The sequence below is a fragment of the Brachybacterium sp. AOP25-B2-12 genome (assembly GCF_052378625.1).
GTDB lineage: Bacteria > Actinomycetota > Actinomycetes > Actinomycetales > Dermabacteraceae > Brachybacterium.
Window position 1 is genome coordinate 124,563 of the sequence record NZ_JBQSXW010000006.1, and the last position, 11,712, is coordinate 136,274.

Annotated in this window: 10 protein-coding genes; 7 read left to right on the plus strand and 3 right to left on the minus strand. The window is 74.1% G+C overall.

Going from position 1 to position 11,712, the window contains the following annotated elements; genetic code table 11:
• Window positions 1-46: 46 nt before the first annotated feature.
• Window positions 47-586: a hypothetical protein gene (locus tag ACT3TZ_RS06495; RefSeq protein WP_444582584.1), complete on the minus strand. Its 540-nt coding sequence runs from the start codon at window positions 584-586 to the stop codon at window positions 47-49.
• Window positions 587-1,004: 418 nt separating this feature from the next.
• Here ACT3TZ_RS06495 and ACT3TZ_RS06500 point away from each other — a divergent pair, with 418 nt between their 5' ends.
• Together ACT3TZ_RS06500 and ACT3TZ_RS06505 are read left to right on the plus strand one after the other, a co-directional pair.
• Complete coding sequence (locus ACT3TZ_RS06500; RefSeq protein ID WP_444582585.1) at window positions 1,005-1,679, plus strand: hypothetical protein; 675 nt, start codon at window positions 1,005-1,007, stop codon at window positions 1,677-1,679.
• A gap of 839 nt (window positions 1,680-2,518) precedes the next feature.
• Window positions 2,519-3,652 carry a WXG100 family type VII secretion target gene (locus ACT3TZ_RS06505; RefSeq protein ID WP_444582586.1) on the plus strand — a complete coding sequence of 378 codons (1,134 nt, stop codon included), beginning with the start codon at window positions 2,519-2,521 and terminating at the stop codon, window positions 3,650-3,652.
• A gap of 14 nt (window positions 3,653-3,666) precedes the next feature.
• On the opposite strand, the gene ACT3TZ_RS06510 is transcribed toward ACT3TZ_RS06505, so the two are convergent.
• Window positions 3,667-5,148 (minus strand): glutamate--cysteine ligase, encoded by a 1,482-nt coding sequence (locus tag ACT3TZ_RS06510; RefSeq protein ID WP_444582587.1) that lies wholly within the window; start codon window positions 5,146-5,148, stop codon window positions 3,667-3,669.
• 145 nt (window positions 5,149-5,293) lie between these two features.
• On the opposite strand from ACT3TZ_RS06510, the gene ACT3TZ_RS06515 reads away from it, so the two are divergent.
• The 5 genes from ACT3TZ_RS06515 (at window position 5,294) to ACT3TZ_RS06535 (ending at window position 10,607) form a co-directional block, all read left to right on the plus strand.
• Window positions 5,294-6,145, plus strand: coding sequence for a nucleotidyltransferase family protein (locus tag ACT3TZ_RS06515; RefSeq protein ID WP_444582588.1), 852 nt, complete (start codon window positions 5,294-5,296; stop codon window positions 6,143-6,145).
• Window positions 6,142-7,431 carry a galactokinase family protein gene (locus ACT3TZ_RS06520; protein ID WP_444582589.1) on the plus strand — a complete coding sequence of 430 codons (1,290 nt, stop codon included), beginning with the start codon at window positions 6,142-6,144 and terminating at the stop codon, window positions 7,429-7,431. The genes ACT3TZ_RS06515 and ACT3TZ_RS06520 overlap by 4 nt, the downstream gene beginning before the upstream one ends.
• Window positions 7,432-7,643: 212 nt before the next feature.
• Window positions 7,644-8,465, plus strand: coding sequence for a hypothetical protein (locus ACT3TZ_RS06525; RefSeq protein ID WP_444582590.1), 822 nt, complete (start codon window positions 7,644-7,646; stop codon window positions 8,463-8,465).
• Between the two features lie 8 nt (window positions 8,466-8,473).
• On the plus strand, window positions 8,474-9,472 hold the full coding sequence (locus ACT3TZ_RS06530) for an aminotransferase class IV (protein ID WP_444582591.1): 999 nt from the start codon (window positions 8,474-8,476) through the stop codon (window positions 9,470-9,472).
• Window positions 9,473-9,713: 241 nt separating this feature from the next.
• The gene (locus ACT3TZ_RS06535) at window positions 9,714-10,607 is read left to right on the plus strand and encodes a phosphotransferase family protein (RefSeq protein WP_444582592.1); all 894 of its coding nucleotides are present in this window, start codon (window positions 9,714-9,716) and stop codon (window positions 10,605-10,607) included.
• A 115-nt stretch (window positions 10,608-10,722) separates the two neighbouring features.
• Here the strand turns inward: ACT3TZ_RS06535 and ACT3TZ_RS06540 are convergent, their stop codons facing one another.
• Window positions 10,723-11,679, minus strand: coding sequence for a sugar-binding transcriptional regulator (locus ACT3TZ_RS06540; protein ID WP_444582593.1), 957 nt, complete (start codon window positions 11,677-11,679; stop codon window positions 10,723-10,725).
• Window positions 11,680-11,712 lie beyond the last annotated feature (33 nt).

The window sequence follows — 11,712 nt, forward strand, 5'->3', positions numbered from 1 at the left end:
CAGTCTCGCAGGGAGCGGGGTCGCGGACCGCCTGCGACCGGCGTCGTCAGTCGATGAGGTCGACCTCGACCGTGTCGGCGCACACGCTCGTGACGCTGAAGGTCCATACGTCCACCGTGAAGACGTCCCCGATGATCGCCGGCTGGATGACGCGCGGGTCATCGCCATCGACCGAGGCCGTCAGGTGCGCCGCAGGAGCTCCGTCCCGCTGTGCCACCTGGACCAGCGAGAGCTCGAGCGTGGAGCCCTCACGTTCGGGCAGCGCGGGATCGATGCCGCCCCCCAGAGAGACCGCGTGCATGCCCTCGCCCGTGCACGCATCCGGGACCTGTGGGGGCTCCGGAGGTGCTGTCACGCCGATGGGCGCATCTGCCGCGGCGGTCGACGGCTCGGGGGCCGCACCCCCGGCGTCGCTCGCCGTGGCCCCGGTCGTCGTCGCGGGTGCGTCGGGTCCCGACGCCGTCGGCGAGGGTTGCGAGCAGCCGGCCAGGGCGAGCGCCAGCACGGCGGCGGTGGACGACAGCACGGAGATCAGGCGCGTCGAGGGGTGGGCAGGATGCGCGGTGCGGTGGCGAAGCTTCGTCATGGACGGGTGTCCTCCGGTCGGTCACGGGTCCGGTGCTCGCGGCTCCGGGGCGTGGTCACCGTATCGTCCGCCGAGGGCGGGTGCCACGGCCGTCCGCGTGTCAGGATATGTCCGTGTGCGGGGGATTCGTCGTCCCGCGATCGCTCGCCCGATCCCCGCGCCGTACGGTGGACCTGTCCCGGCGTCGTCGGACGTCACGTGACCGCCGCCCTCCCGCGGGCACGCCGCCGATCCGCGGACGCCGCCGCACACCGACGAAGGGGAACCCATGGCTCGCAGAGCACGCGGCACGGAGCCGCGGGACCTGACGCCCACGGCATCCCGGGGACCGGTCCCACCACGGGGCGCGGCATCCCCGGCGCGGCCCACCCCCCGTGCCCTCGGTGATCGGCCCGACCCGGCGTCACGGGTCCGCCCGGTGGACTGGACGGCCGACGGCTCGGTCGTCGCGCCCACGGTGCCCGACGTCCCCGTCGCCCGGACGCCTGCTCCGGCTCGGCGCCCCCGCACGGTCGCGCTGCCGCGGGTCCCCTTCGCGCCGGCCGCGGACGCGGTCCACGCGCTCGGACCGGAGGATCCCCGTCCCGCACCGCGACCGCTGCGCATCGCCGAGGACGAGCTGCGGATCGTCGGCGTCCCCGATGTGACCGCCGAGCGGATCCTCGAGGCGGTCGCCTCACCGGAGCAGGCGTGGACCTCCGACGCCGGGACCAGCGACCACTTCCTGCACGGCGGGATCGTGGTGCAGGTCCGGCGCGCCGACAGCACGGTGATCGGCGTCTTCGCGCGCGGATACGCACTGGCCGTCCGGCCCGAGGCGGTCGACGACCGGGACGAGCATGCTCGCGACATGGCGGGCCGATCCACCCGGGGCGGGGCCGGCACCCGGGTCCCCACCACCCGCACGGAGCTGCTGCGTGCGCTCGAGGCCTCGGGCTTCGTGGTGACCGCCGGATCCGGGCACGGCCGCATCACCCATCCGGAGCATCCAGGGCTGTTCGTGCCCCTGGCCTCGACCCCCTCCGACGTGCGGTACACCCGCCACGCGGTCGCGCAGATCCGCCGGGTGTTCGGGATCGACCTGCGGCGCTGACCGGGAGTCACCGGGCTCGGACCGTCTGCCCGAACGCAGGTGGTGGAGGGGACCGATGGACGCGCGGGGTTGCCTGCGAGCCCTGCGGACGACGCGGCGGATCGATCAGGGTTCGTGGTCCGCGATGGCGTGCACGGCACGTGGTCGGCCAGGACAGAAAAGCGCCCCGGCGCGTCCCCACGCGCCGGGGCCATCCCTTTTCCCCGCATCGAGGAGCTTCGTGGGCCCTGCCCCCTCCTCAGTGGGCGGGCCGTCCTGCGATGCGTGGGGACCACTCAACATGTCCTGCCCGTGATTCCTCTGTGTGCGCGCTTCCGGTTCCCTGAGCGACGTCGCGGGCGGACCGCGATGGAGCGCCGTCGTCGGGCCGCACCGCCCGCAGACCCGCCCGTCGTCGGTCACGCCCCGGGCGGAGCGCTCTGCGTCGAACGCGTCCCGGACAGAAAAGTGCCCCGGCGCGTCCCCACGCGCCGGGGCCATCCCTTTTCCCCCGCATCGAGGAGTTTCGTGGGCCCTGCCCCCTCCTCAGTGGGCGGGCCGTCCTGCGATGCGTTGAGGACAGTCAAACGGCCTCTCCGGAGTTTTCACTGGGGCGCGGCTACCAGTTCCCTGAGAAGCCGCGTTCCCTCCCCAGGGACGACCTGCCCACCATGCGATGCCGCGCCGTGCGGGGGCTCCTGCGCCAGGCCAGGATCGACCTGTCGGACTGCGCTCGGGAGCGATCGCAGCCGACCCCCGCTCGCCTCGACAGGACGGGGTGGGCCCGGACCAACGCCCGGGTCCCGGCACATCGACACCGACGCCCGGCGGGTCCGAGCCGCAGGGGAAGGAGGCACGGGATGTTCCGAGGCTGTGATCCGGAGGAGCTCTGGGACGCGGCGGCGTCCTTGGACGTCGACGCCGGCAGGATCGAGACGCTCGCCGCCGCGCTGCAGGAGGGCATCACGGCGGTCGAGTGGGAGGGCCCGGACGCCGACGCGTACCGATCCGAGGCCCGGACCACCTCGGGTCTGCTCCGCCTCGCCCTCGTCGGATCCCTGCGGGCGCGCGCCACGAGCCTGCGTGCGGAGGCCGATGCCCAGGAGCATGCCTCCTCGGCCCAGGACGCGCCGCCGGCCGCCGGCCCCGCGCCGAACCTCTCGCCGGGAACGCCCGCGACGGTGATCCCGGGTTCTGCCGATGGCTCCGGCGCGGTCGTGGGCGAGGGCGACCCGAGGGCCATGGCGGCACCGTTCGCCGATCGGTTGGGCAGCTGGCACTCGCCCCGGCCGCCCTCGCCGCTGCCGCAGGGGGAGGCGCCGTCGGACGGGCTGATCATCGACGCGCTCGGTCCGGAGCACGGATCGGTCACCGAGAGGGAGTGGAACACGATCTCCCAGGGCAGCGCGGTGGCGGGGATGGCTCCCGTGGTCGGCGCGGCCCAGGCCGTCGGTGTCGGCATGACCAACGTGCAGCTCGGGCGCTACGAGAAGATCCAGGGGCTGCGGGAGGGAGACCCGTTCACGGTGGTCGACGGGTACGTGACCGAGAAGCTCGCAGGTCTCGACGCCGCCGCCAACGCCCTGGAGCTCACCCCGCTGGCTCCGGTCGGCTCCACCGCCTCCCAGGTCACGGGCGCCGTGAACGGAGCGTGGCACAGGCTGCGCGGCGCGGCGATGGACCGTGAGGACAGCGGCGCGAGCCAGGACAGCTCACCTTCGCGCCTGGTGTTCTCCCTCCCGCGGATCCTCGCCGAGGACGGGGTGCGTCCGGTTGCGGAGTGGGTCGGAGGGCATGCGGGCGCGGCGCTCGGCGTGGGCGCGGACGGCGTGGTGGCCGAGCACCAGCGCCTCGAGCGCACGATCGACGACGTGGGCCGTGTCACGAGCGAGAAGGCCCAGGATGAGGTGCCGTTCCTCCGGGAGGGCCTGGCGGTGCCGCGCCGCACCGCAGAGCTGCCGCGGCGGGGTCCGGATTCCCTCGGGGGTCCCTGATGCGGGCCGGTCCCTCAGCGGCCGATGGGCCACTCGTGGACGGGACGGTCCGACCACATGTGGCCGCGGTAGAGCTCGGTCATCGCGGCGAGCGCCTCGGCACGGTCCAGGCCCTCGCGTTCGAGCGTCGCGACCGTGTCGATCTGCCAGCGCGCCCCGGTGCGACGCGATGCCGCCCGCCCCATGAGCACGTGCTCGTGGCGCTCGATGAGGTCCTCGTCCACGCCCAGATCGCGCAGCCCCTCGATCGCGCGGGGGATCAGCTGCTCGGTCAGGAGGTCCGAGACCTGCACGGACCCCAGTCGCGGCCAGGCGATGCGGGCCTCGAGCCCGCGGCGGGCACAGGTCGTGAACGCGTCGCGGGCCGTCGGGAACGCCATCCGCGACCACAGGGGGCGCCGTTCGTCGACCAGGTGGTGCACGAGGCCGTAGAAGAATGCGGCGTTGGCGGCCATGTCGATCGCCGTCGGTCCGCTGGGCAGCAGACGGTTCTCGATCCGCAGGTGGGGCAGATCCGTGCCGGGGTCGTAGATGGGGCGGTTCCAGCGCCACACCGTGCCGTTGTGGAGCATCAGCTCGTGCAGTCGGGGCGCCGCGCCCTCGGTGAGCAGGGGCTCGGCCGCCATCTCCCGCGACTCGGGGATGAGGGCGGGGAAGAACCGCACGTTCTCCTCGAACAGGTCGAAGAACGAGGTGATCCACCGCTCGCCGAACCACACGCGAGGCCGCACCCCCTGCTCCGCGTACTCCGGTGGCCGGGTGTCGATGGACTGGGTGAACGCCGGGATGCGGGTCTCGTGCCAGAGGCGCCGGCCCAGCAGGAACGGGGAGTTGGCGGCGAGCGCCACCTGGGGCCCCGCGATCGCCTGCGCCGCGTTCCACGTCGCCGCGAACTTCTCGGGCGCCACCTGCAGGTGCAGCTGCATCGAGGTGCACGCCGCCTCGGGGGCCACCGAGTCGAACTCGACGTCCAGACCGGAGCCCTCGCCCTCGACGAGCAGGTGGATCTCCTCGCCGCGGGCATCGAGCACCGAGGCGTCCAGTGCCGCGTAGCGGGTCCCGGGGGAGCGCCACGAGGCGTCGCTCAGCACGTCCTGGGTCAGCGTGGGCAGATGCCCGATCGCCAGCACGTGCGTGTCGGACTCCTCGGCGGCGCGTTCGGCCTGCCGCATGCGCGCCGACAGCTCGCCCTCCAGGCCCCGCAGCCCCTGCCCGCCCAGCGAGGTGACCGGGAGGTTCGTCTCGAGGTTGAAGGCACCGATCTCGTGGACGAAGTCCTCGTCGTCGAGGGTCCGGAGGATCTGCGGGGAGGTCAGCGCCGGGCGGTCCTGCGCGTCGACCAGGTTCAGCTCGAGCTCGACGCCGACGGTGCCCTCGTCGCGGAACTCCGCGTGGTCGAGATAGGTCTCGAAGATGTCCAGGTTCCGGCGCAGCTCGCGCCGGTAGCGCGTGCGTTGGCTGCGTGTGTACACGCTGCTTCCGACCTCGCGTCCCATGAGGCCTCCTGCGTCGGATCGGGGCCCGGTGCGCCGCTGGACGCTCCGGGAGTGCACCGCAGTCTAGCCAGGGGCGCGATGCCGATCAGGTCCCCACGGAGACCCGTCACCTGTCGGTCGGAGCCGTCTTCCGTACACTGCACAGGTGCACGAGCGAAGCCACACGACGACCGACCACGCCGTCCCCACCCCTCCCACCAAGGCCGTGATCCTGGCCCGGGGGCTCGGGACGAGGATGCGCCGCGCCGACGAGGGCGCGGTGCTGGACGCACGCCAGGCGCAGGTCGCGGCCTCGGGCGTCAAGGCGATGATCGACGTCGGCCGACCCTTCCTGGACTACGTGATCTCCGCGCTGGCCGACGTCGGGATCACCGAGGTGTGCCTGGTCATCGGTCCCGAGCACGATGTCCTGCGGGAGTACGCCGCCCGCACCAGCGGGGGCCGCGTCGCCGTCACCACGGCGGTCCAGGCCGAGCCCCGGGGCACCGCCGGCGCCGTGTCCGCGGCGGAGGACTTCGCGGGACAGGACCGCGTGATCGTCCTGAACTCCGACAACTACTACCCCGTCCCCGCTCTGGCCCGATTGGCCGAGGCTCCGGGAAGCGCTCTGCTGGGCTTCGACCGGCAGGCCCTCGTCGAGCAGTCGAACATCCCTGCGGACCGGGTGCGGGCCTTCGCGCTCGTCACCCAGGACGCCGACGGGGCGCTCACGGGGCTCGTCGAGAAGCCCGACGAGGAGCAGCTGGCCGCCTACGGCCAGGACACGCCCGTGTCGATGAACGCCTGGCTGTTCACGCCCGCGATCTTCCGCGCGAGCGCGCAGGTGGCGCCGTCGCCGCGCGGTGAGCTCGAGATCATCGACGCGGTCATGCTGGCGCGCGAGCACGGGGAGACCTTCACCGTCGTGCCCGTCGCCGCCGGAGTGCTGGACATGTCCTCCCGCGGAGACGTCGCCGCCGTGCAGGAGGCGCTGGCCGGCGTCGAGGTGGCCCTGTGACAGAACCCCGGTCCGCCCTCGCGCACCCCGAGGGGCCCGCCGCGACCGCGCAGGCCGCAGGGGCCGCCACGGCGCGCCCCGACCGGGTGGGCTGGTTCGTGCCCGGTCGCGTCGAGGTGCTGGGCAAGCACACCGACTACGCGGGCGGACGCTCCCTGCTGGCGGCCGTGGACCGCGGGCACACCGTCGAGGCCACGGCCCGCGACGACGACCTGCTGCGGGTGACCTCCACGATCGCCCGGGAGACCATCGTCCTGCGTCTGGACGGCGAGGACCCCGCGCACCGGGCGCCCGGGCACTGGTCCGGGTACGTGCGTACCGTGGCCGGCCGCCTCCACGCCAACTTCCCCGAGCAGCTGCGCGGCGCCGACATCACCATCGAGTCCGACCTCCCGCTGGCCGCCGGCATGTCGAGCTCCTCGGCGCTCGTCGTGGGGCTGTCCATGACGCTGCTCGAGCTCGGAGGGATCGCCACCGACCCGCGCTTCCTCGCCGAGGTCCCGGACCGTGAGCGTCTGGGGGAGTACCTCGGAACCGTCGAGAACGGGCAGAGCTACGGCACCCTGGCCGGCCACCGCGGCGTGGGCACCTTCGGCGGCAGCGAGGACCACACCGCGATGCTGTGCGCCCGCGAGGGGCGGCTCCTGCAGTACGCCTTCTGCCCCGTGCGCTTCGAGGAGCAGGTGGATTTCCCCGAGGACGCCGCGCTGGTCGTGGGCGTCTCGGGCGTCCAGGCGGAGAAGACCGGCGCCGCCAAGGACCGCTACAACCGGGTGTCGATGTCGGCCCGGGAGATCCTGGGCCGATGGAACGGCGCGACCCACCGCGATGATCCGACGCTCGGGGACGCCGTCGCCTCGAGCCCGGGGGCCCCGGCCCGGCTGCGCACGCTCGTCGAGGGCGACGCGTACCTCGAGGGCCGCCTCGAGCAGTTCCTCGTGGAGTCCGAGCTCATCGTGCCGATGGCGCTCAAGGCCCTGCGGGCCGGCGACGTCCGGGAGTTCGGACGGATCGTCGACCTCTCGCAGTACCACGCGGAGAAGGGGCTCGGGAACCAGACCCCCGAGACGATGCGCCTGTGCACCCTGGCCCGGATGATGGGGGCCCACGCCGCGAGCGCCTTCGGCGCAGGCTTCGGCGGGAGCGTCTGGGCCATGGTCGATCGCGCCGGCGCCGACGACTTCGCCCGCGAATGGATCGACGCCTACGCCGAGGAGTTCCCCGCCGTGGGCGACGCCGCGACCTGGCTCGTGACCCGCCCGGGCGCGGCCGCGCACGGCATCTGAGCTCGGCCCGAGGCAGGACGGGCACGTCCCGACGTCTGCCCGGAGGCCGGATCCGACGCCGTCCGGTGCCGCCCAGGACGCTGGATCGGCCATGATCCGATGCCGGCCCGGACGCCGGATCGGGCATGGTCGGCGGGCCGCTTCCTTCGGCGGACGCCGAGGACATCGGCGAGCGGGCCGCAGGGCCCGATGCCATGTGCGAGAGTGACGTCATGCCTTCCGGAACCACCCTGCCCTGGCCCGACGCGGCCGGTGTCCTGCCCGTCGAGCCGCTGCGGCCGGTGCTCGAACGCCTCGCCTCCCTCGCCCTGCGCCACCCCGAGGACGTGTCCCTTCTGCCCACCCGCGTCGACGACGACGGCGAGGTCGACGAGAGCACCGATCCTCCGCCCTCCCTCGAGCAGGTGGTCGAGGAGTTCGGCGGCATCACGGTGCGCGGTCGCGCCGGGCTCACCCTGCTCGTCGACGAGCGCACCGACCTCGGTCCCTACACGCTGCTGGGTGCGCCCACCACGTACTACCCGCTCCACGAGGGTGAGGACGTCGCCGTGGTCCTGACGATCGGCGAGGACGGCGCCCCCGGCGCGGTCTACGGGATCGGCGAGGATCTCGCGCCGACCCTCGCCGCCCGGGACCTCGGCGCCTTCCTGGAGCGGTACGCCGAGGCGCTGACCGCGACGCTGGACGCCCTCGACGCCGAGATCGCCCGCACGCGCGGTGCCGACGCCGTCGCGGACGACCACGCGCGCGCGGACGTCGCCGCGGAGCTCATGGACGCCCACCTGTTCCGCACGATCCTCGGCGCCCTGCCCGAGGCCGAGCGCATCACCGTGCCCGTGCACGCGGTGGGTGCCGCCGACATCGCCGAGGAGCACCTGCCCGAGGGCACCCTCGCCGTCGCCGACCTCCGGGACGCCCCTCTCGACGCGAGCGTCGCCGTCATGGACGCCGACCTCCCCGGGGACCCCGTCTACTTCCATCTGGCCTGGGACCACGCCGGTCAGGTCATCGCCGTCGTCGCAGAAGAGGACTGACCCCGATCATGAGCACCACCGACACGACCGACACCACCGCCACCATCGAGCCGAGCACCGACGGCACCGACCTCGCCGCACGCACCGCTCCCGCGGCAGCAAAGGCCGTGCCCACCGCGGCCCCCGCCCCCGTGCTGCTGCTCGTGCCCGGGATCCTCGGCGCCGTCCACGGCGAGGCGCCGTTCCATCCTGCGGATCCGGCCGCACCCCAGCTGCTCGTGACCGACCTCGGCGTCACCCGCGGCGAGGGCGTGTTCGAGACCATCGGCGTGTTCGACGGCCGGCCGATGGCACTCGACGCCCACCTCGCACGCCTGCAGCGCAGCGCCGACATGGAGGAGCTCCCGGTCCTGGACCGTGCCGTCCTCGCCGAGGCCGTCGCGGCCGCGATCGACGCTCTCGGGGCCGTCCCGGAGGCGATGGTGCGGATCCTCGTGACCGCCGGTCCCGAGCACGGCACGCCCGGGCCGGAGCGCCCCACCGCGTGGGTCCACGCCAAGGTGGCCCCTGACTACGGGCCCGAGCGCGAGGGGATCCGCGTGACCGTGCTGGACCGCGGCCTGCCCACCACGGCACCGGCCACGAGCCCCTGGCTGCTCGCCGGGGCGAAGTCGCTGAGCTACGCCGTGAACATGGCGTCCCTGCGCGAGGCCGCCCGCCGCGGCGTGGACGACGTCCTGTACGTCTCCTCCGACGGGTACGCGCTCGAGGGCCCGACCTCCACCCTCCTGGTGCGCCTCGGGGACCGGTACGTGACGACGCCGGACCACGCCGGGGTGCTGCCGGGCACGAGCCTGGGCACGGTGTTCGAGGCGCTGCGGACCGAGGGCGTGGTGTGCGAGGAGACACTGCTGACCCCCGAGCAGGTGGTGGCCTCCGACGGCGCCTGGCTGCTGTCGAGCGCACGGCTCGCGGCCCCGATCACGCACCTGGACGCCTCGGAACTCCCCGTGGACCACGCGACGAGCGCGCGACTGTCGGCGATCATCGCGGGCCGGAGCGTCTGAGGGGCCGCGCGCACCGCCGCGTCCGAGCGCGACACCGAGAGATCCTCGAGCAGGGCCTCTCGAGCGTCAGGGCGTGGTCCGGTGGGTGCGGCCCGGATCGAGATGCAGCACATCCGGTCGGTGTGGTCGTGGGTGGTCCGCGATGCCATCCTCGCGAGGAAAGGCACCCGTCCGCCGGCTCAGCGCGGCGATGGCCCGAACTCGATGGCCTCCGGCCTTCCTGTCTGGCAGGGTCGATGTCATGCCGGTGACCCCTGACTCCGCCGCGAGCATCGATCCCGCTCTGCGCGCCTGGCTGACCCGCGAGGTCGGCGCGTTCTCGCTGGTCGGCCCGTTGATCGGCGGCATCACGGGGCAGAACGTCCGGATCCGTCCGCTCGACGGGACCGGAGACCTCGTGGTGCGGAGCTGGCCGGTCGACGGCGAGGACCACGGGGTGCGGGTGCGCCGGGAGATCGCCGGGCTCGAGGCGCTCGCGGCGACGGACCTGCCGGTGCCGCGCCTGATCGCCGCCGATCCCGACGGTGCGAGCACGGGGAGTCCCACCACGGTCACGACGTTCCTGCCCGGTCAGGTGGACCTCACACCTGCCGACCCCGGCACGTGGGTCCGGAACCTGGCGGGGATGCTCGCGCGGATCCACGCGGTGCCGCCGCCCGAGCTCACGCCGTGCGAGCAGTGGACCGCCGAGGACCACGCCTGGCTCGACCTCGACCCGGGACTCGCGCGCGAGGCCCGGGCGCTGGCCGCGCGTCCCGCGGACCCGGCCGCGCAGGTGTTCGCCCACGGCGACTACCAGCACTTCAACGTCCTGTGGCACGAGGGCGACGTCTCGGCCGTCGTGGACTGGCCGACGGCGGGGCTCGCGGACCCGGGGCTGGACGTGGGGCACTGCCGGCTGAACATCGCCGTGCTGTTCTCCGTCGACCTCGCGATGCGATTCCTCGACGGCTACGAGGAGCTCTCGGGGCGGAAGGTGGATCCCGCCGCGGACCTGCGGCGACTGCTGAACTTCGACGCCTCGTGGCCCCGGTTCCTCCCGGCGCAGGTGGCCGGACGGGTGCCCGTCGACGGGCCGGGCATGGCGGGGCGGATGCGCGAGACCGTCGCCCGCACGCTGCGGCGCGCGGGCTGACCTGCTCGGGGTGTCGCCCGACCGGGCGCGCGGCTCGCCCCGACCGGCCCCGACGGAGACCGATGCCGCCCGGTCCGTCGGCGATGCGGCGCGGCCCGATTCCCTCGCGGCGGGGTCACGCGCCGGCGAGCACCGCCCGCGCGAGATGCACGTCCAGCACGATGGTGTCGAGCGCCCCGGACCGCAGCACCCCGAGCACCCCGGGTGCCTTCTCCGCACCCGCCGCGACGGCGACGACCTCCGGGATCCGCGCCAGCTGCGGGAAGGACACCGCGAGCACGCGGTCCGCGGTGGGCGGTCCCAGGGGAGTGCCATCGAGGTCGACGAACCTCCCGCAGACATCGCCCGCGGGTCGCTGGGCATGCACGATCGCGCGCTCCTCGGCGGTCAGGGCCATGGCCTCGAGCAGCCGCGGGGAGGAGTGCAGCCCCGTCGAGCCGATCCCCACGAGCGCGAGCTCGACCTCGGCGGCCGCCGCGAGCACGCTGCGGATCGACGTCTCCCGCAGGAGCGTCGAGGACGCCGCGGCGGACTCGAGGATCGCGGGGGCGAACAGCGGCTCGGGACGCGCGCCCAGCCGCGCGGCCAGGACCCGCAGCACGGAATCCCCGGAGTCGAGCTGATCGAGGTCGCTCATGCCGCCCACCAGCGGCAGCACGCGCGGCGCGGGCCGCAGGCGCACGGGCTCGAGGTGGGCCACGACGCTCTGCACGCTCTGGCCCCACGACACGCCGATCGACCGCAGGGACGGCGCACGCTCGCGCAGCAGGGCCGCGGCGGCCCGCGCGACCGAGTCCAGCGCCTGACCGCGCCCGCCGGTGACGACCACCGCCTCGGTGAGCGCGAAGCGGGCGGCGAGGGCCTCGCCGAGGGCATCGTCCCGTACGGGCGGCGCGTCGGGGTCGGTGATCGTGATCTCGACGATGCCCCGCTCCTTGGCCTGGGCGAGGATCCGCGACACGTTCGAGCGCGAGAGCCCCAGCACGCGGGCGACCTCCGTCTGGGACAGGCCGTCCTCGTGGTAGAGCCGCGCGGCCTGGACCACGGTGGCCGTGTCGCGGGGTGCGGGCATCGGGGCTCCTTCGGGGAGGGGGACGGGCGGTCG